Raw genomic sequence first — 21,075 nt, forward strand, 5'->3', positions numbered from 1 at the left:
TTATCAATATTAGTTAATGAAAGAACCATTCCACTCTATTTCACCTTTAAACACTGTAGTAGCAGGTCCGGTCATAAATACTCCGTGATCAGAATATCTAATTATAAGCTTCCCACCTAAAAGATTTACTTCAATATCTGTATCAAAATCACAATGACCATTTAAGACTGCTGCAACAACTGCAGCGCAAGCTCCTGTTCCACAAGCTAATGTTTCTCCACTACCACGTTCCCAAACACGCATATTAATAGAAGTGCGACTTACTATTTCAATAAATTCAGTGTTCACACTCTCAGGGAAGACAGGATTAAATTCGAATGTTGGACCTACTAATGGAAGATTAATAGATTCTATATTTTCAGTTATAATTACGCAATGAGGATTTCCCATAGATACAGTAGTAATATGGTAGTTTTCATTTTCAATCGTAAATGGCATATTCACTATACTTTCAGTTTGATCGATTAAGATAGGTAATGCGGAAGGATCTAAATTCGGTTTTCCCATGTCAACAGTAGCAGAAGTCATTTTGTTATTATCGGCAAAAACTTGAATAATTTTTACACCACTTAAAGTATCAATATTCATCGTATTTTTCGGGACAATCTGATGATCATATAAATACTTTGCAACACAACGAATGGCATTACCACACATTTTACCTTCACTACCATCCGCATTAAACATTCTCATTTTTGCATCCGCAATATCAGATGGGCATATTAATACAACACCATCTCCACCAATTCCAAAATGTCTATCTGAAACTAAACGACTAAGTCCTTCAGGGTTTTCGATCATGTTTTCTAAACAATTTATATAGATATAATCATTTCCACAGCCATGCATTTTTGTAAATGTAATATTCATTATTTGAAAACTCCTTATTAATACAATTTCATTCATTATAGTTACTACAAACCAACATGGTCAATGGATGACTATAGAAAAAACAGTCGCAAAAGAAGATATTATTGCGACTGCCATTATTTTTTTATGGTGTTTTCGTATTAAAGGTGTCTCCGCCTTGAATTGTTCCGTTTTCAAAACCTTTATAGAACCAGTTTTTTCGTTGTTCTGAAGTACCATGCGTAAAACTTTCGGGAACGACATAACCTCTTGCTTGCTTTTGCAATGTATCGTCTCCGACAGCACTTGCTGCAGTCAATGCTTCTTCTAAATCACCTTCTTCTAAGTAACCTAATCCTTGTGCATGTTTAGCCCATACACCCGATAAATAGTCAGCTTGCAGTTCGAATCGGACAAGGTATTTATTGAATTCCTCTTCGCTCAATTTTTGGCGCAACGGCATTACTTCTTCCGTTGTTCCTAAAAGTGTTTGGACGTGATGTCCCACTTCATGAGCTATCACATATGCCATCGCAAAATCACCAGGAGCATTGAATTTTTCTTGTAATTCCTGATAGAAGCTTAAGTCAATATAAAGCTTTTGGTCACCTGGACAATAAAAAGGACCTACAGAGGCTCCCGCTGCTCCACATGCTGAATTTACACTGCCCGAATATAGTACAAGCGTCGGTTCCACATATTCCAGACCGTTTTCCTCAAATATTTCTGTCCAAACCTTTTCGGTATCTGCTAATACTACCGATACAAATTCTGCTAATTCTTTTTCTTGAGCACTTTCTTCATAGGGAATTGTACTTGATTGTTCCGAAGTTCCAAGATTTCCAATAATATCACCCGGATTCCCGCCAAGAAAGGAAAGTATAATTACAATAATTAATCCAAGACCCCCTCCAACACCGGCTATCGCTTTACCTCCGCTCATACCACGCCGGTCTTCTACATTAGAGCTTCCAGCTCGTCCCTTCCATTTCATTTATCTCACTCCTTTTCATCAGACTGTTGACAAACGCTTTATCCTACCATGAGATCTTACAGTCTGGGGAGGCCTTTGAAAACTGTCTTTATCAACAAACGGAATTACATGTATATTGTCTTTATACCCAAAATTTATAAAATTAGACATCCAACTTGGATGGTTTGGATTATAATGTAATAAAGGGGAGTGTTTATCATGCTTATTAAACCGAAAATGCTTCGAGCTGGGGATAAAGTAGCGACAATTAGTTTGTCATGGGGTGGAGCTGGAGAACCTGAATTGAACTGGCGATATGAGCAGGGTGTCGAACGATTAGAAAAGGTATTTGGGTTAGAAGTAGTATCTATGCCAAATAGCTTAAAGGGTGCGGAGTATTTATATGATAATCCAAAAGCGCGAGCAGAGGATCTGATGAATGCCTTTAAGGATCCTACCATAAAAGGGATTGTTTCCAATATCGGTGGGAGTGAAAGTATCAGACTATTACCTTATATTGATTTTGATGTCATCCGTAATAACCCGAAGATTTTTATAGGTTATTCAGATGCAACAGTAACTCATTTGTTTTGTCATAAAGCTGGAATTTCATCATTTTATGGCCCTGCGATACTGACAGACTTTGCTGAAAATGTTGAGATGCATGCGTATACGGTGGAGGCTGTGAAAAAGACTTTGTTCACAAATGAAGTAATCGGAGAAGTTAAACCAGCGCCTGAATGGACGAGTGAACGATTAGAATGGCTTATAGAAAACAAAGATAAACAACGTAAAATGAATCCAAATCAAGGCTATGAATTGCTGCAAGGTTCTGGAGTCGTGCAAGGAAGATTAATCGGAGGATGTATCGAGGTTTTAGAGTTTGCTAAAGGAACCTCTCTATGGCCGGAAGAGTCGTATTGGAAAGACAGTATACTATTCTTTGAAACTTCAGAGGACCTACCTGAGCCATCTTATATTGAATATTGGCTAAGGAATTATGGCTCGCAAGGAATTTTGCAAAATATAAAAGGAATAGTTTTTGCAAAGCCTCAACATGAGAAATATTATGAGGAATACAAAGAATCTATATTAAGAATAATGAAGGAACTAGATTTGAATGAGTTACCAATACTTTATAATTTAAATTTTGGTCATACGGAACCGAAATTTATTCTTCCATATGGAGCGATGGCTGAAATAGATTGTGAGAGAGTAACTTTTTCTATTTTAGATAGTGGAGTTGAGTAATTGTGTCTTCTTATATTGTAGTAGGTGGTGGGATATTAGGTGCTTCCACTGCCTATCATCTTGCGAAACATCATGCGAAAGTAATTCTCGTTGATCGAAATGATTTAGGACAGGCATCTGAAGCGGCAGCAGGAATTATATGCCCGTGGATTTCCCAACGAAGAAATAAGAAATGGTACGAGCTTGTAAAAAATGGTGCTAAATATTATAAGCAGCTTGTTGAAGAGTTAGAAGCATTAGGGGAAACATCTACTGGCTATAAAAAGGTAGGAGCAATAGCGCTTCAGAATGATGAGAAAAAGCTGCAAAAAATGCTTGAGCGAGCATTGGAAAAAAGAGTGGATGCACCTGAAATTGGTGAGTTAAAAATACTGTCTTGTGATGAGACGAGAGCATTGTTTCCACTTATCTCAGAGGACTTTACGTCGTTGTTTGTGGAAGGAGCAGCCCGTGTCGACGGGCGAGCTATGCGAGATGCATTAATTCAAGGTGCACAAAAGCTAGGGGCACAAGTGGTTAGTGGAAATGCAGAGTTTTCTAATGGGGTTGTATTAGTAGATGGAAATCAAATAGATGCGGATGCAGTCATTTTAACAGCTGGTGCTTGGGGAAATGAAGTTCCTGCAACACTGGGAGTTAATATGAAGGTGAGCTCTCAAAAAGCCCAAATCATGCATTTTAAGATAGAAAATGAATCAACGGGAGATTGGCCGGTTGTTCTTCCTCCGACGAACCAATATTTACTAACCTTTGACAATGGAAAAGTGGTGGCTGGTTCCACATATGAAGAAAACACCGGTTTCGATGTCCGTGTGACTGAGGCAGGTAAAGTAGAGTTATTAGAAAAGGCAACATATATAGCGGAATCTTTGGGAACTGCAGTAATTGAGGAAGTGCGTGTAGGGTTTAGACCTTATACACCAGAGTTTCTGCCCGTTATTGGGAAATTACCTGGATATGAGACTATTTATTTTGCGAATGGATTAGGTGCTTCTGGATTGACTGCAGGGCCATTTGTTGGAGCTGAATTAGCTAGGTTGGCATTAGGGGAAAAAACAGTATTGGATTTAACCGCATACGCACCAGTTTAATTTATAAAGAGATGGGGCAAAAGGGATGAATTATTCTCACGTAGAAGAAGTAAATGATATGACTGTTGTAGAGGCTTTAGAAAAAAACCTAGCGATTATTCGTTTTGATTTAAATAGAGATGTCGCTTATGTAAATGATAACTTTGCCAACGAACTGGGCTATACTAAAGAAAAAGTGATGAAAATGAACCACCGCGATTTTTGTTTTGAAACAAACTCAAAAAGCCCAGAATATGAAATGTTTTGGAAAGAATTATTTGGTGGGAAGACGATTCAAAACAAAGTAGAACGTAAAGACGCAAAAGGTAATAGAGTTATGTTTGAAGCAACCTATATGCCAATATTTGGAGAAAGAGGACAAGTGTTAGGTGTTACAAAAGTAGCGACGAATGTAACTGATCGCCATCAAACTATTATGGCTGTAACAGAAGAGCTAAATGATATGTCCGAAGAGCTAAGTACTCGTGCGGAAGTAGGTATTAAAAGAAGCCAGGAGTTATTAGAAACTATTGATGAAATTGCTGCAGTTTCTAGTGAAAATACGGTTACCTTGAACAACCTACAAGTGCAAGCAGACTCTATTAAGGGCATCGTTCAAACAATTAGAGAAATCGCTGCTCAAACCAATTTACTAGCTTTGAATGCTGCAATCGAAGCCGCTCGCGCTGGTGAACACGGAAGAGGATTTAATGTAGTAGCTCAAGAAGTACGAAAGCTCGCGGCAAGAGTCGAAGCATCCATCGTTGAGGTACGTGAGAATATCGATGGAATAACAAAAGAAGTTGATAAAGTAACAATTAGTAATGGGAAGTCTCAAGCCAGCATAGAAAAAAGCCAAGAAGAAATTCGAATTGCATTAGAAGAATTCAATGACATCTCTAAAGCATCAGAAAAGCTAGAAACCCAAACTGCCCAATTCATCAAACTCATCTAGCAAATAGATTACGGAAAGATTACTGGTGCCAGGCACCAGTAATCTTTTTGTAATAATTTCTTTCGGACATGGTACACTAAATAGTGGGATTGGAGGGATGGATGTTGAGTGAGCATTCAATTGTTTATATAGAAATTGAGAGGCAAATAGATTTTTATTTTCAACAGAAACAAATAGAGCTCCAATATGAGCTTCGTTTGAATATGGAAGGAATTAAGTCGGCTCGACATCAATTCGAGCTTCAGCATGTTCATGATGTTTCCCATAAGCGTTTTTCATTTGGTGGTGGGATTTTATACTTACATACCAATCAAGGTGTATTTTCCTATAAAATTCAAGATGATCCAGATCCATTTATTCAAACTTTCAAGTCTTTAAAAATAAGAAATTTATAACTTTAATTCGACAAATTTCTACATAATTTTATGAATTATTAAATATATTACAAGGTCGTTGTAATTGAAAACATTCGTGCTATAATGGGAAATATTCTAATAGCATTTTACTCGTATAATCGCAGGAATAAGGCCTGCAAGTTTCTACCGGCTTACCGTAAATAAGCTGACTATGAGTGGAAAATGAAATAAGAGAAGTAGGACTTTTTGTCGATATTTCTTTTATTTCCATTCGAAATTTTCAAGCTCGGATGACATTATTCCACTCCAAATATGGATGGGTAATGTCTTCGAGCTTTTTTGTATTTAGTAAAAATATACTTGAAGGGAATTCAAATAACATGAAATTATTAAAGGACAAGATTGCTCAAGAGGGTAAAGCTCTATCGGAAAATGTCTTAAAAGTAGATTCATTCTTAAATCATCAAATTGATCCTGCATTAATGCAAGCAATTGGAGAAGAGTTTGCTACTCGTTATAAAGATGCAGGAGTTACTAAAATAGTAACGATAGAATCATCTGGAATTGCACCTTCCATGTTCGCTGGATTAACTCTTGGTGTGCCGGTTGTATTTGCTAGAAAACGTAAATCCTTAACTCTTTCAGACAATTTATACACGTCAAAGGTACATTCTTTCACGAAAAATGAAACAAATGATATATCTATTTCACGAAACTTCCTATCAAGTGAAGATGTTGTATTGATAATTGACGACTTCCTTGCAAATGGACAAGCAGTGCTTGGCTTACTTGATATTGTAGAACAAGCCAATGCTACTACTGCTGGGGTTGGAATTGTCATTGAAAAAGGTTTCCAAACGGGTGGAAGCATTATTCGAGAACGTGGCATTCGAGTAGATTCTCTTGCTAATATCAAATCGTTAGCTAATGGAAAAGTGGAATTTTTTGAGGAGGCACCAACGCGATGAATAATGCAATTAAAAATACCGCTTTAGGCATTCAACATCTACTTGCTATGTATGCAGGAGCAATACTTGTTCCTCTTATTGTCGGGGGAGCAATCGGGCTTAACTCTGAACAATTAACCTATTTAGTAGCAGTAGATATCTTGATGTGCGGAGTTGCAACGATTTTACAAGTAATGAGTAATCGCTTTTTCGGTATAGGATTACCTGTTGTTTTAGGTTGTACTTTTACTGCTGTGGGTCCAATGATCGCTATTGGTGCTGAATACGGGGTATCTTCTATTTACGGTGCTATTATTGTTTCCGGGCTTGTTGTAATTGTAATAAGCGGCTTTTTCGGAAAGCTCGTTAAGTTCTTCCCGCCAGTAGTGACAGGTTCTGTTGTGACTATTATCGGGATAACTCTAATCCCTGTTGCAATTAATAATATGGGTGGAGGACAAGGTGCAAGTGACTTCGGTTCCATTCCAAATATTTCGTTAGCATTTGGAACATTAATTTTTATCGTCTTGTTATATCGATTTGCTACTGGATTTATTAAAGCTATTTCTATTTTACTAGGAATTATCGCAGGAACAGTTGCTGGAGCATTTATGGGGAAAGTAGATTTCACCCCGGTAAGAGAGTCTGATATTTTCCATATGATTCAACCATTTTACTTTGGGACACCGACTTTTGAATGGTCCCCAATTATTACGATGACTTTGGTTGCCATAGTTTCTTTAGTTGAGTCTACAGGTGTATATTTTGCACTTGGTGATATTCTAGATAAAAAAATCAAAAAAGAAGATTTAACGAAGGGTTATCGCGCAGAGGGAATCGCTGTTTTACTTGGAGGTATTTTCAATTCATTCCCATATACAACCTTTTCACAAAACGTTGGACTAATGCAAATCTCTGGTGTGAAAACGAAAAACGTTATTTATATCACTGGAGGAATGTTGATCGCTCTTGGTTTTATTCCAAAAATTGCTGCACTTACAACGATTATTCCTACATCTGTATTAGGTGGAGCGATGATTGCGATGTTTGGAATGATTGTAGCGCAAGGTATTAAAATGCTAAGCACGATTATTACCGAATCTCAAGAAAACTCTATGATTATTGCATGTGCTATTGGAATCGGCTTAGGAGTAACAGTAGTTCCTGATTTGTTTGGAGCACTTCCAACAAGCATTCAAATTTTAACGAGTAATGGGATTGTAGCTGGAAGTATGACAGCGATTATATTAAATATATTATTCAATATGCTTCCTTCGAAAAAAGTAGTAAAACTATAAAATTGGGTCTTTAAAATGAAATGTCGCCTACTTGTAGGTGGCATTTTTTATATGTGAAGATACAAGAGTAATAAAACATGCTATTTTGCTCCTAGATACGGTGTCATCAAAATAGTAGGTTCTAATCGCCAACCTGTTACTGAATTGATTTTTAGAATATGGAGGAGCTATGAACAAGTGTAGCGCCTTCGCCTTTTCTTCAGCGATAAAAACACAACATCTTGAACTTAAAGTATTTTGTAACTAATTTGTAACTCCAATCCCTTACCATTGGTCAAACTAAAGGAAAGGAGTTGTTTTATGTTAAGATTCAAAAGAATTTGGTTAGTGGTTTTCTGTCTAGTGTTAATTAGTTCTATGGTCGGTTTACCTTCTATGACAAAAGCTTCAGGAGGGGTAATCTCCGGAACATATGGAGGAAAGACCTATAAATTGTATGTGCCGAGTCAATATGATTCTAGTAAGAGTTATCCATTGTATGTCATGTTGCATGGATGTACACAAGATGCAACTCAGTTTTCAACAGGGACAAAAATGAATGCGCTTTCAGAGGAAAAAGGATTTCTAGTACTTTATCCAGAGCAAAACTCTAGCGCTAACTCTAATAAGTGCTGGAATTGGTTTGAAACAAGTCATCAAAATCGCGGAAGTGGTGAGCCTAGCGTGATAGCTGGCATGGTGCAATCCATTAAATCGAATTATTCTATTCAGAATGATCAAGTATTTGTTTCTGGACTTTCAGCTGGGGCTGCAATGAGTGTCATTATGGGCGCAACCTATCCAGATGTTTTTTCGGGTATAGGAGTTGGGGCAGGATTAGAATATAAGGCGGCGACTATCATGACGGAAGCATTTCCAGCGATGTCTAGTGGCGGGTCAAATCCGGTTCAAAGAGGAAGAGATGCTTATAACGCAATGGGAAGTAAAGCTAAGCCATTGAAGGTAATTGTATTTCATGGTACTTCTGATTACACAGTAAATAAAATAAACGGAGATCAAGTCATTTCTCAATGGGCAGTAACGAATAGCCTAGCGGCAACTGGAGCAGAAGGATGGCTAGATGATCAAGCTGATAACACTCAGAATTTACAAGTCCCATCAGGAAAAAGCTATACCGTATATGATTACAAGGCACAGGATGAAAAAATTTGGATGAAAAAAGTAAACATACAAAATATGGGGCATGCGTGGTCAGGAGGAAGTTCTCAAGGAAGCTATACGGATCCACAAGGTCCTGATGCTAGTAGAATGATGTGGGAATTTTTTCAATCTGACGTAAAACCCCCTGTAACTAATCCTGTAACAACTGCAACCCCACCTGGTGGAACTTACAATAATTCCGTAAGTGTCGAGCTTATTTCTAATAAACCAGGAACGACCTACTATACAACAGATGGAACTGAACCAACTACTAACTCGCCCATATATTCGCAACCGCTTACAATAACAGAAAACACCACTTTAAAATTCTTTAGTCGTGACAATGAAAATAACTCCGAATCGGTCAAAACAGAGACGTATACAATTGAAACAGGAGATGATCCTGGAAATGAAACATCTGTATCATCCATTGGGAATGAAGATGGATTTGTCGGAAAGTACACTGCAGATGGAGAGAGCAATGCAACGATTAAAGTTGGGGATAAAGGAATGTATAATACGGATACGTATAGAGGTATTTTATCCTTCGATACAAGTACACTAACAGAACCAATAGAATCTGCAAAAATAAGACTATATCCTAAGTCGAAACAAGGAACGATTTCATTACTTCGATTAGACATTAAAACTGGGGTATTTGGAAGTGGTTCAACGATTGAACAACTTGATTACTCCAATTCAGCCACCCAATCTAATATAAGTAGTTTCTCACCTGTGGAAGGTGAATATTTTGACATTAATATTCCAGCCAATAGTTTATCTCTGATTAACTTAAACGGTATTACTCAATTCCGATTAAAGGCTGACACTTTAGCGGGGTTCAATTCTAATTTCATAGAGTTTTATGGAGGAGAAACTGCCGATTATGCACCTAAATTAATTATTAATAGTAATTAGGATATTTATATTACACGAAGGTATACTTCCTTCGTGTTTTTTTGTTTCTAAAGAAGTATTTGATCTGTGATAAAAGTCACTGTAATTATATTGTGGATTTGTTAGCATAAATATAAAGGGAGTCTTTTTTACTATTTTCAATAGAAAAGAGGAAAGTGATTATGTTTCTAACTAAACGAAAAAGAGTAGAACATCCGGCGGAAAATCTCGTAGGGATACTGACCGTGACTGAGAAAGAAAATTTGCGACAACTTCAATTAATAAAATTAACAAAAGAAGTACTTCAATCATTAAATGAAATGAAGTTAACTTTAGAAGACTATATTCCCCAAGCAGTAAGCCACTTTTACGATTCCATAATGGAAAATCCTCAGTTGGTGGAAATAATAAGTACCTATAGCTCACGTGTACGTTTAGAAAAAACTTTACGAAGCCACATAGCCGAATGGTTTAATGGGATAATAGATGATGATTATATTATTAGAAGAAAGCAAATAGCAAAAATGCATGTTCATATTGGACTAGAAACAAAATGGTATTTAGCTGCTTGCCACAATTTGCACAACAGTTTTATACAGGAAATTTTATTAAAGGACCTTCCAAAGCAAAAAGAGCGAATTTTTATTGATGCAATTAGTAAGATTATAAGCTATGAACAACAATTAGTTGTGGAAGAGTTTGATCGATATGCTGCAGAAAAATCAAGGGAAGAACAGGAAGAAATCAGGGAGAAAATTAAAGAAACATTAGGGAGCATTGTAAGCGTTTTAGAATATCAATCTTCTGATACAAGTATTTCCGTAGAAGAGCTTATAGGAACTACAAACACATTGAAGGAAGATGTCAAGAATGGAATTGAAACCTCTATGGAAACAATTCGTACTGCTGAAAAGGGTAGACAAACAATTGATACATTAACTAATAACACCAAAGAAATATTTGATAAAACCTCCTCTATGTCTAAAATGATCGATAAATTAAATCAGTCTTCCACAGAAATACTTAATGTCGTTAAAATTGTAAAAGACATCGCAAATAAAACAAACTTACTTGCTTTGAACTCTGCTATTGAAGCTGCAAGAGCTGGTGAATATGGAAAGGGTTTTGCGGTTGTAGCAGAGGAAGTACGAAAGCTAGCAGAACAAACAAAAAGTTCAGTGGAACAAATAGATATACTTGTAGGAGAATCGAATGAGGCACAAAGAACCGTTGTGGATGCAATTCAGGTTATTCAACAATTAGCTAATTTAGGCTTAACAGAAAGTAATCTAACTGCCCAAGCTTTCTCTAATATTTCATTAATGATACAAGAAGTTGCTGCGGAGTCAAAAGTGGTTGGAACAGAAATAAATAGTTTAACGACAGCTGTTGAATCGATTGGAAATGCATCTCTCGAAATTTTAGATTCAGCAAAGCTGTTAGATAATACAATTAAGCAAATTTAGCATGTAAATCTGTTTGAAAATGCTATTTTAAAAATAATATTGTATGATGAAAATAAACAGCAAAGGGAGGGATTTACATGTTAGTAACTACAACGAATACAATAGAAGGTAAAACGATTGAAAAGTATCATGGCATCGTGAGTGGAGAAGCAATTATGGGTGCAAACGTAGTTCGTGATCTATTTGCATCTGTGACGGATATTGTGGGGGGCAGAAGTTCTGCTTACGAGAATAAACTATCAGAAGGTCGTAAAATTGCATTGGAAGATATGAAGGTTCTTGCAAATAAACTAGGTGCTAACGCTGTTATTGGGGTTGATCTTGATTTTGAAACTATTCGAGAAGGCATGATGATGTGTGTTGCCACGGGAACTGCTGTTACATACCGTGACTAATTAAAGAGGTTTTTATAAGGAGTCGTAAGCTTTTATAAGCTTACGACTTTTCTAATTAAAATGATTCCCATACTGCAATTGAAAAAACAATATTTCTACTATTTCAATATTATGGTAGAATTGTATCAGACACAAGATGTGAGGAACAGAAGATGAGAATAAGAGATTGGGATCGAGCTTTAAAAGTACGTTTATTTGGGGAGTTTTTTAGTAATTTAAGTTTTTGGATGGTGTTTCCGTTCTTAGCAATTTACTTTGCTGATGAATTTGGAACGAGTATGGCGGGGATATTGCTAGTGGTTTCACAGGTCTTTTCGGTAGGTGCCAACTTAATAGGTGGATATTGTGCAGATAGATTTGGTAGAAGGACAATGATTTTCTTGTCTGCTACCGTAGAAGGGATAGCGTTTATACTATTTGCTTTTGCTAATTCTCCATGGATGGATTCGCCAATTGTTAGTTTCATTGCATTTACGATTGCTGGGATGGCTGGATCTTTCTATCATCCGGCAAGTCAGGCGATTGTAGCAGATGTAGTACCTGAACAAGCAAGAAGTAGTGTATTTTCAGTCTTTTATACGTCCATCAATATTTCTGTTGTTATAGGACCTATTGTTGGGGCAGTTTTATTCTTTCAATATCGATTTGCTTTATTACTAGTAGCTGGTATTATATTTATCTTAGTTGGAATAGCAATAAGATTTTTAACAGAGGAAACGCTCCCTGCAGAAGTGCGAGAACAGCTTAAGAATAGCGGGAATAATAGTTGGATACAAGTAGTTGTCAATCAAATAAAAGCATATGGCTTAATAGTTAAGGATAAAGTCTTTTTTCTTTTCGTCGTTGCAGGCATTTTACTTGCTCAAACGTATATGCAATTAGATATGTTGATACCTGTTTATATGAAAGATGCGATTGATGTTCAAGTGCTCGGTAATTTATTTGGTAGAGAATGGACAGTCACTGGAGAAGGTTCATTTGGTATACTTTTATCGGAGAATGGATTATTAGTTGTGCTGTTCACTGTTTTCGTCACTAAATGGATGACGAAATATCCGGAGAAAAGCGTATTCTTTTTATCGTCTATTATGTATGCAGTTGCTATGCTGATTTTTCCGCTCACAGCAAATTTTTGGGTTTTCCTTTTTGCAATGGCCGTATTCACTTTAGGAGAATTAATGACAGTAGGATTACAAGAAAGCTTTGTATCTAAACTGGCACCAGAAGACATGCGTGGTCAATACTTTGCGGCAGCTAGTTTGCGTTATACTATTGGACGGACAATTGCACCATTGGTATTCCCATTAGTAGCGTGGATCGGTTTTACATGGACTTTTGTTATTTTAGCCATTTTAGCAGTTCTAAGTGGAGTTATTTATTTAATAACATTTAAGGAATATAACAAAAGACAAAATGAAATAAGTGCATAAAATTGGACAAGGGGTGTTCTCATTGAGAACACCCCTTCAGACTGTTGAAAAACGTTCGCATTCTTCGTTGCTTGCACATCGTCTTAAGCTCATGAACTTAAGTTCTATTCGCTTAAGCCTTGTACGGCGCGCCTTGACTGACAAACGTTTTCAAGTCAGTCTGATAGTACACCTTCGAAGAATGATAATGTCTAACAATCTAAAGAGTGTTTCTTCAATGAAAACACCCCTTGATTTGTGTATATGGTAACACATAAAATTTTGAATTTAATTTTCATCCCAATACATTGGGGAAGAATCTCCATGAAAGCCTCAGCTTTCAATGCCGCGGTAAATTGTTCCACTGGTTGCCTTCTAACCTAAGCAACGTAAACCCTACCTTCTTTTACGTCCTTGCGACCCTTTAGTCGCTCCAGTGTGAATAAGTATAATCAAAAACACATAAAGCAGAATGCCAAATTTCTTGATTTATGCACTACCAAAAATGTTAACAAACCTCATCGTAGCATAAATTACATATAAAGTCAATAATCTAATATACTTCTTTATTAAATGCATGCTATACTATCTCAATCTAACTTAAAGGGGGAGGGTGAGAGAATGGAAGTTTGGGATATTTATGATGAAAGAAGAGAGAGAACAGGAAAATCACATATAAGAGGCGAGGAGTTACAAGAAGGAGATTTTCATACAGTAGTTCATGTTTGGATAATGAATGAAGAAGGCGAGTTGTTAATTCAGCAGCGCCAACCGTGGAAAAAGGGATGGGCCAATATGTGGGATTGTGCTGCAGCCGGTTCTGCCCTTGCTGGGGAAACTTGTGAAATGGCAGCTATACGTGAAACAAAAGAAGAATTAGGAATTGATTTGCAAGTGGAAAAATGTGAAGTGTTATTTACAATTAAGTTTTCGCGAGGTTTTGATGATCATCTGCTAGTTAAGCAAAACGTGGATATCGACAATTTAAGTCTACAATATGAGGAAGTGGCTAATGCGAAATGGGCTACTATGGAAGAAATCTTTAAACTTGTCGAAAGCGGAGAATTTATACCTTATTCTATACTTAAAGCCTTATTTGAAATTATTCAATCTAAAATTTCCTTAAAGAAGGCAACACCACAAGATGCATTGGAGTTATTTGAGTTACAGAAAAAAGTTTTCACACCTATTTATGAAAAATATGAGGATCATAAAACAAGTCCTGTGCTACAAACATTTGAAAGATTTAAAGATCGTTTAGAGACTGGAGACTTCTATAAAATCCATATGGATGATTTGTTAGTTGGAAGTGTCCATGTATATAAGAAATCCCCACAAGTGATGCGACTACATATGATAAATATTCTAGAAGACTGTCAGGGGAAGGGGATTGCCCAACAAGTGATGGATCGACTAGAAACCATGTACCCAGAAGCTGACAGCTGGGAACTTGACACTATTCTAGAGGAGGAAAGAAACTGCTATCTGTATGAAAAGATGGGATATGCTCAAACCGTAGATAGATGGAAAGTCAATGATAAGATGACACTAGTTCACTACGTTAAAACTTCTAATATAAAACGAATGAAGGCACTTTGAAAAGAAAAGCATCCTAACTGTGTTAGGATGCTGTAGACTGTAGACAAACTCAATTTAGGTTGTATAGAGTTATCTATTAAATTCGGCAAGGACCACCACTTCGCTTTCCGTGGGCTTGGCTTCAGCCTCCTAGGCCAACACGATGTTGGTCATGCAATCGTTGCCGGAGGATGCGGCGAACTTAGATTGCCTTCCCCTCAACTGTGGGGTCTTCTGCTCAAGCTGTTCCCACAGGAGTCTTCGTGGTGGTCCTTGCCTTATAAACAATTCCTTATAGATATCTACTATCTTTACTTTTAATTGGATAAAGCAACCTCTTTAGGAAGTTTTATCATTATTCATAACCGGTTATAAAAATACTTTTGTCGTCAAGCTGAAGCATCCTAACTGTGTTAGGCTGCTGTTTTTAATTAACCTATCGTAACTGGTGCAAAAAATTCCTTATATAGTTCTTGTAAAATTTTATTTTCGTTACTTCGATGAACCCCAAAAGCCAAGCTCACTTCAGAGGATCCTTGATTAATCATTTCAATGTTTGCTCCTGTTCTTGAAATAGCAGTTGCTGCACGTGCTGCAAGGCCTGTATTGTTATTCATTCCTTCTCCTACAAGAACAATCATAGAAAATTCATGCCGAAAATGGACATCCTCTGCATGAAGTTCTTCTTTTACACGTTTGATAATCCGTGTTTCTTTTTCAGAAGTTAGCTGATGACTGCGGAAAATTACAGAAATATCGTCTAATCCAGACGGTGTATGCTCATATGAAATGTTTTCTTCTTCTAAAATTTGAAGTAATTTTCTTCCGAATCCTATTTCTCGGTTCATCAAATACTTACTTACGTATAATATTGAAAATCCGCTATCCGCAGATATTCCTGTAATTGGTCGATGTTTTCCTTTTCTGACAGAGACGATTTTTGTTCCTGGAGCAGATGGATTGTTCGTATTTTTGATGCAAACAGGTATACCAGCTTTATAGACAGGCATCAATGCTTCATCATGGAATACGGAAAAGCCTGCGTAAGAAAGTTCACGCATTTCTCTATAGGTGATTTCTTCGATCTCCATTGGGTCGTTTACAACCCTAGGGTTTGCACAAAATACAGAGTCCACATCCGTAAAGTTTTCATATAGGTCAGCATGAACAGCCGCAGCTAAAATAGATCCAGTAATATCTGATCCCCCACGATCAAAAGTCCGTAATTGGCCATCCATTGTATATCCAAAGAATCCTGGGAATACTACTATTTCATTGACATCACTTAATTTGCTTAAGTTTTCATAAGCTTGTGGAAGAGCTAATGCACGTTCTGGATAATCATTTACTACAAGTCCAGCGGTTTTAGGACTGACATACTGAGCTGATAGTCCAATACTTGTAAAGTATGTAGAAATAAGCTTTGCATTGTTATCTTCTCCACTAGCTTTCATATTATCTATAAAAAATTCTTCGTCCGAAGTGTCTAATAATACACGTTGGCGTAAATCTTCTTCGATTACATCGCATATTGGTTGTTCTAAACCAAGACCTGCTGCAATTTCTTTATATCGATCTAATACAAGTTGAAGTTTTGCTTCTACTTCTTTTTCGTTTAAAACTGCTGTCGCTAGATCTATTAGTAAATCCGTAACTTTTTTATCTGAATCAAAACGCTTTCCTGGTGCTGACACAACTATAAACTTTCTAGTTGGATCTGAATGGACGATCGTTGCTACTTTTTTAATCTGTTCTGCACTTGCGACAGAAGTTCCCCCGAATTTACTAACTTTCATATCATCATATCCTTACTTATTAAGTTATATTGTATTTCTAGAAAAAACAAATGATTTTATACAGTGTACAAATTATAAGATAAAACGTCAATATATTTGGATCAAAAAGTATAAATTATTTTATGTTAAAATGTATGATTTTATTATATTAATAAAAAAAGTTCGTATATTGGTATAATTTAGTTGTAATACTACATAAAATTAGTTCTAGAAACAACCAAAACACGAATAATAATTTTTTTATATTTTTTTTGCTGAATTAATTAGCGCCAAATAAGGCTTTTTTTAAGTTGTTTTTAAATGATAGCGTTTTCAAGTTTTTTAACTATATTGACAATTGAAAAGAGTGAACGTATGATGGGTTTAATCCAATACAACTTAAACAATTTTGACGGAGATAAACTTTACTTTTTGGAATCTAAAGAGAGCTGATGGATGGTGCAAATCAGTGATTTCTATTGTAGAGTAGCACTCTTGAATTGGTGAACTGAACAATTATAGTAGGTTCATTCGTGTCATGCGCGTTAAGCATTTTAACTAAGATGCTGCATTATGCAGTAAATTTGGGTGGTACCGCGTGAGTTTATACAAGCTCTTCGCCCCTTACATTTATGTAGGGGGGGAAGGGCTTTTTTGCTTTTAATAAAGGAGGATAGTAGCCAAGATAAAATTTGTAACACAACAAATACACATACAACAGAAGGAGAATATAAAAAATGGCTTATAATATTTTAATTAGTGATCCACTTAGCGAAGATGGTATTTATCCTTTAAGACAAGCAGAAGGATTTAATATTGTAATTGATACAGAGTTGACTCCAGAGCAACTTGGAGAAAAAATCGGTGAATTCGATGCACTTCTTGTGCGTAGCCAAACTCAAGTAACCCGTGAAATTATTGAAAAAGGTACAAACTTAAAGATTATTGGTCGCGCCGGTGTTGGGGTAGATAATATTGATTTAACTGCAGCTACTGAACGTGGGATTATTGTTGTCAATGCTCCAGACGGAAATACAAACTCTGCTGCGGAGCATACAATTGCCATGTTGATGTCACTTGCACGTAATATCCCACAAGCGTTCCATGCATTGAAAAATCAGAAATGGGATCGCAAATCATTTATTGGAGTAGAAGTGAAAAATAAAACACTAGGTGTTGTAGGCCTAGGTAGAATTGGGGCAGAGGTTGCTGCTCGCGCAAAAGGGCAACGTATGAATGTAATCGCTTATGACCCTTTCTTAACTCCAGAAAAAGCGGAAAAACTAGGAGTACAATTTGGGACTATTGAAGATGTTATTAAAGCTGCAGATTTCATTACAGTGCATACACCATTGTTAAAAGAAACACGTCATATAATTAATAAAGAAGCATTTGAAAAAATGAAAGATGGCGTACAGATCGTTAACTGTGCACGAGGCGGAATTATCGACGAAGATGCATTATACGATGCGATTGTCTCTGGTAAAGTTGCAGGGGCAGCACTAGACGTATTCGAGGAAGAACCTTTTGTTGATCATCGATTATTAACTTTACCGCAAGTTATTGCTACGCCTCACTTAGGAGCAAGCACCGTTGAAGCGCAAGAAATCGTAGCGATCGACGTTTCACATGATGTTGTAAGCTTTTTAAAAGATGGGGTAGTAAAAAACCCAGTTAACCTTTCATCTGTACCAAAAGATGTGTTAGCTAAAATAGAGCCATACTTTAACCTTGTTGAGAAACTAGGCTCATTCTTAAGCGATTTGACAGACGGTGTTCCTGAAGAAGTGAACATTACGTATTCTGGTGAACTTTCTAATATCGACGTTCGACCATTATCTCGAAATGCTGTAAAGGGTCTTTTGAAAAGCAAGCTAGGCGAGTCGATCAATGATGTGAATGCAAAATTTCATGCTGATCGCATTGGGATTGTAGTAAATGAATTAAAAACAACTAAAGCAAAAGGATTTACAAGCTTAATCACGGTTGAAGTAAAAACAGCTTCAGCAACAAGAAAAGTGGCAGGAACGTTATTAAACGGATTAGGACCACGTATATTACGAGTAGATGACTTTATCGTTGATGTAGTGCCAGAAGGCCATTTATTATTTATTCGTCATAAAGACCAACCAGGAGCAATCGGTCGTGTAGGAACTCTATTAGCTGGTGAAGGTGTCAATATCGCAGCGATGCAGGTTGGCCGTTCTGAAGTGGGTGGAGACGCAATCATGATGCTTTCTATTGACAAACATGTCGAAGAAACAGGAATTGAGCAGTTGAAACAACTAGAAGATATATCAGATGCAACAACAATTGATCTTTAATTTAATGAATTGAACATAAACAATCCTAACAATATAAAAGCTAGCCCTTGGGCTAGCTTTTTGTAATGTTATGCTAGAATTGTGAATAACTCATGTAAGTTTTTAATCGTATAAGTAGGCTTTACTTCTTCATTTTGTGGTTTGTCTTCTCTGTTAATCCAAACTGATTTCATACCTATTTTAGAGGAGCCAAGGATGTCGGTCATTAAATTATCGCCTACCATTAACGCTTCATCCTTATTAACTCCAGCAACTTCTAGTGCATGTTCAAAAATGGAAGGGTCTGGTTTTCCTTTACCAAATGCTCCAGATATAATAATGTGGTCGAAGTAAGGGGTTAGCTCAGGTGTAATTTCCAGCTTCGTATTTTGTAAGCTAGGTGAGCCATTTGTAATTAATAGAAGAATGTATTTATCTTTTAATAGATCTAAAACTTCAAATGTCTCTTCATAAACAAAAGGACTTTCCTTTCGCATTTTTGGGAAGTACTCTGCTAATTCTTTTCCAAGCGTATCATCTTCAATGCCTAATTTGTATAGTCCTTGTGTCCAAGCTTCCTGCTGATAGACTGGAACGATTACTTTCATCTTTTGGAACTCTTCCGTAGGGTCATCGAATGTGCCCCATAATCCTTCGAAAGGGTTTATTCCAATCATTTGTGTAAATGGACGTGTTTCATATGTATCGTATAATTTGGCTGCTTCTTCTCGAACTGCCTGCTCTAAAGCTATTGGATCAATGTCAACTTTCTTCGCTGCGAATTCACACGTTTTATGAAAAGCGGTTTCCACACTTTTTTTATCCCATAATAAAGTATCATCTAAATCAAAAAAAATAGCCTTCATTTATTAAATACTCCCTTCACTTTCTTATCTATTTACTTTACCTCAGTAAAGGGAGACTGTCACTAGAGTTACCGTAAGAATTTCAAATCAAAATAATTAATTGTTCGAAATAAGAGTTTCCTCAAACATATCTATGATATGAAGGAATCTTTCTGCCTCTCTGAATACATGGTCGGCCAAAAGGGGATGAATATTGCTTTTTATACGACAAGCTTCTATTAGGTCTCTTGCTGATTTTTTAAAATCTCTGAGGGATACAACAGATACACGATTTTGATCCAAAAATTGATCCAATATAGGTGGAGTTTCTGATTCAGGACGCATGGAATCTAAATCGAGTGCCTGAAAAACAAGTTGGTCAAAATCATGACTAAACTCTCGAGCCTGATCTACTAACTTTCTTTCGGAAGGATCCAAAAGGTGGCCGATGAATTTAGAATGATCTGCCATAATTTTAAGGAAGAATACATTTTCCTTAATAATGTCATCAGGTGTAGGCTCGAGCTTTCCTGCATTGAGTTCTTTTAATCTGTTAACAAAATAAGCTGCTTCTCTACTTGTATGATCCACTAATAAAGCATAGTTATTTGATCTAATTTCACAACGTAATATTAGTCCAAGTACCTTTCTTTTATAAGCCCATATCGCAGTAGCTGCCTGATACACTTGAATATTAAATCTTCTTATTTCTTCTGGATCGGATTGTGAAGAATAGGTACTTAGTTTTTCTTCGATTTTTTCAAACAAAGCAACAAATTCCAGTGCTTCTTGAATTAATTTTTTGTCGTCGAAATTGAATCCCAAACTTAAAAATAAGGCATGCTCTTTCATTATCCTTGACCAAAAACGAATCTCATCCAATGATCTTGTCACAAATAAACTGACTGAAATCACTCCTTTTTCTTATAATATTCATATAACTAAAAGATGTTAAAAGACTAGAATGGTAACAATTTATCAAGAGGTCCACCAACAGGAATAATTTCCTCTATATCCTTTATGGCGATTGGAAAGTATGGAAAGCCGTATACATAAGGTGTTAATTCATAAACTTGAAAATAAATAACAATACTATGGTCCGCTAGGTAAAAATCTTGATCCATACGAATCTCTTTAAACTCCTCTAAAACAGGGACTTCCCATTCGACGATTTTCTTTTCAATTATTTCTGACAAAATCTTTACGTATTGGCTATTTGGTTCAAATAAATCCTTTAATTCAACTAATTTACCTGTCTCCACATCAAAAGTTAGTGATTGAATAATAGTTAATCCATGAGCGCCACCAGTATATGAATAAACTAATAAGGTTAAGCTTAAAATTCCGCGTTCATTCGTTTTTACTTCATAATGACCTATCATTTCCACTAAGTTCTCATTATAATAACCTTGCTCAATCAACATTTTGTTCAAAGTAGAAATAATTTCATTATTTATCTTCTTTTCTATCTGAGGATGAGGTAATTTCGTTACAATAGGGTAAGATACGTTTACTTTTGGTGATTGAATATACTTTGTTTTGATGAGAATAGGTAAATCCATTTTTCA

The 21,075-nt window shown here is 36.3% G+C and carries 17 protein-coding genes, 4 pseudogenes, 1 riboswitch and 1 other annotated feature; of the genes and pseudogenes, 15 read left to right on the plus strand and 6 right to left on the minus strand.

Annotation, left to right across the window (positions count from 1 at the left end; translation table 11 throughout):
• Positions 1-9: 9 nt before the first annotated feature.
• Together dapF and ypfJ are read right to left on the minus strand one after the other, a co-directional pair.
• A complete protein-coding gene (dapF, locus tag AM499_RS20720; RefSeq protein ID WP_053591973.1) occupies positions 10-870 on the minus strand; it encodes a diaminopimelate epimerase in 861 nt (286 codons plus the stop codon).
• A 124-nt stretch (positions 871-994) separates the two neighbouring features.
• Complete coding sequence (ypfJ, locus tag AM499_RS20725) at positions 995-1,843, minus strand: KPN_02809 family neutral zinc metallopeptidase (RefSeq protein ID WP_053591974.1); 849 nt, start codon at positions 1,841-1,843, stop codon at positions 995-997.
• A gap of 198 nt (positions 1,844-2,041) precedes the next feature.
• Here ypfJ and AM499_RS20730 point away from each other — a divergent pair, with 198 nt between their 5' ends.
• From AM499_RS20730 to AM499_RS21775, 14 genes and pseudogenes are all read left to right on the plus strand, one after another.
• Positions 2,042-3,073: a S66 family peptidase gene (locus AM499_RS20730; RefSeq protein WP_053591975.1), complete on the plus strand. Its 1,032-nt coding sequence runs from the start codon at positions 2,042-2,044 to the stop codon at positions 3,071-3,073.
• A gap of 2 nt (positions 3,074-3,075) precedes the next feature.
• On the plus strand, positions 3,076-4,164 hold the full coding sequence (locus AM499_RS20735) for an NAD(P)/FAD-dependent oxidoreductase (RefSeq protein WP_053591976.1): 1,089 nt from the start codon (positions 3,076-3,078) through the stop codon (positions 4,162-4,164).
• A 58-nt stretch (positions 4,165-4,222) separates the two neighbouring features.
• A pseudogene (locus AM499_RS22455) lies at positions 4,223-4,564 on the plus strand (PAS domain S-box protein); the annotation flags it as partial.
• A 99-nt stretch (positions 4,565-4,663) separates the two neighbouring features.
• Positions 4,664-5,098 (plus strand): annotated as a pseudogene (locus AM499_RS22460) (methyl-accepting chemotaxis protein); the annotation flags it as partial.
• A gap of 101 nt (positions 5,099-5,199) precedes the next feature.
• Complete coding sequence (locus AM499_RS20745; RefSeq protein ID WP_053591978.1) at positions 5,200-5,493, plus strand: hypothetical protein; 294 nt, start codon at positions 5,200-5,202, stop codon at positions 5,491-5,493.
• A gap of 91 nt (positions 5,494-5,584) precedes the next feature.
• Positions 5,585-5,686: riboswitch (purine riboswitch) on the plus strand.
• Between the two features lie 148 nt (positions 5,687-5,834).
• Entirely contained in the window at positions 5,835-6,422 is a 588-nt protein-coding gene (locus AM499_RS20750) for a xanthine phosphoribosyltransferase (RefSeq protein ID WP_053592319.1), read from the plus strand.
• The gene (locus AM499_RS20755; RefSeq protein WP_156316839.1) at positions 6,419-7,699 is read left to right on the plus strand and encodes a nucleobase:cation symporter-2 family protein; all 1,281 of its coding nucleotides are present in this window, start codon (positions 6,419-6,421) and stop codon (positions 7,697-7,699) included. Before AM499_RS20750 ends, AM499_RS20755 begins: the two co-directional genes overlap by 4 nt.
• A gap of 300 nt (positions 7,700-7,999) precedes the next feature.
• Positions 8,000-9,757 (plus strand): extracellular catalytic domain type 1 short-chain-length polyhydroxyalkanoate depolymerase, encoded by a 1,758-nt coding sequence (locus tag AM499_RS20760; protein ID WP_053591979.1) that lies wholly within the window; start codon positions 8,000-8,002, stop codon positions 9,755-9,757.
• 161 nt (positions 9,758-9,918) lie between these two features.
• Positions 9,919-10,425, plus strand: a pseudogene (locus tag AM499_RS22465) (protoglobin domain-containing protein); the annotation flags it as partial.
• A gap of 198 nt (positions 10,426-10,623) precedes the next feature.
• Entirely contained in the window at positions 10,624-11,202 is a 579-nt protein-coding gene (locus AM499_RS22470) for a methyl-accepting chemotaxis protein (RefSeq protein WP_442853799.1), read from the plus strand.
• A 77-nt stretch (positions 11,203-11,279) separates the two neighbouring features.
• Positions 11,280-11,597 carry a YbjQ family protein gene (locus tag AM499_RS20770; protein ID WP_053591981.1) on the plus strand — a complete coding sequence of 106 codons (318 nt, stop codon included), beginning with the start codon at positions 11,280-11,282 and terminating at the stop codon, positions 11,595-11,597.
• A gap of 152 nt (positions 11,598-11,749) precedes the next feature.
• Positions 11,750-13,027, plus strand: coding sequence for an MDR family MFS transporter (locus AM499_RS20775; RefSeq protein ID WP_053591982.1), 1,278 nt, complete (start codon positions 11,750-11,752; stop codon positions 13,025-13,027).
• A gap of 600 nt (positions 13,028-13,627) precedes the next feature.
• A pseudogene (locus tag AM499_RS22150) lies at positions 13,628-14,110 on the plus strand (NUDIX hydrolase); the annotation flags it as partial.
• A gap of 45 nt (positions 14,111-14,155) precedes the next feature.
• Positions 14,156-14,605 (plus strand): GNAT family N-acetyltransferase, encoded by a 450-nt coding sequence (locus AM499_RS21775; protein ID WP_231687591.1) that lies wholly within the window; start codon positions 14,156-14,158, stop codon positions 14,603-14,605.
• 410 nt (positions 14,606-15,015) lie between these two features.
• Here the strand turns inward: AM499_RS21775 and AM499_RS20785 are convergent, their stop codons facing one another.
• On the minus strand, positions 15,016-16,380 hold the full coding sequence (locus tag AM499_RS20785; RefSeq protein WP_053591983.1) for an aspartate kinase: 1,365 nt from the start codon (positions 16,378-16,380) through the stop codon (positions 15,016-15,018).
• A 379-nt stretch (positions 16,381-16,759) separates the two neighbouring features.
• Positions 16,760-16,987 (plus strand) — a binding site (T-box leader).
• Positions 16,988-17,096: 109 nt separating this feature from the next.
• On the opposite strand from AM499_RS20785, the gene serA reads away from it, so the two are divergent.
• Positions 17,097-18,683, plus strand: a complete 1,587-nt coding sequence (gene serA, locus AM499_RS20790; protein WP_053591984.1) for a phosphoglycerate dehydrogenase — start codon at positions 17,097-17,099, stop codon at positions 18,681-18,683.
• A 68-nt stretch (positions 18,684-18,751) separates the two neighbouring features.
• Here the strand turns inward: serA and AM499_RS20795 are convergent, their stop codons facing one another.
• From AM499_RS20795 to AM499_RS20805, 3 genes are all read right to left on the minus strand, one after another.
• Positions 18,752-19,528 carry an HAD family hydrolase gene (locus AM499_RS20795; RefSeq protein ID WP_053591985.1) on the minus strand — a complete coding sequence of 259 codons (777 nt, stop codon included), beginning with the start codon at positions 19,526-19,528 and terminating at the stop codon, positions 18,752-18,754.
• 96 nt (positions 19,529-19,624) lie between these two features.
• A complete protein-coding gene (locus tag AM499_RS20800; protein ID WP_269432382.1) occupies positions 19,625-20,422 on the minus strand; it encodes a DUF2935 domain-containing protein in 798 nt (265 codons plus the stop codon).
• Between the two features lie 44 nt (positions 20,423-20,466).
• Entirely contained in the window at positions 20,467-21,069 is a 603-nt protein-coding gene (locus AM499_RS20805; RefSeq protein WP_053591986.1) for a DUF3298 and DUF4163 domain-containing protein, read from the minus strand.
• Between the last annotated feature and the right edge of the window lie 6 nt (positions 21,070-21,075).

It is taken from the genome of Bacillus sp. FJAT-22090, assembly GCF_001278755.1.
In the GTDB taxonomy this organism is placed as follows: Bacteria; Bacillota; Bacilli; order Bacillales_A; family Planococcaceae; genus Psychrobacillus.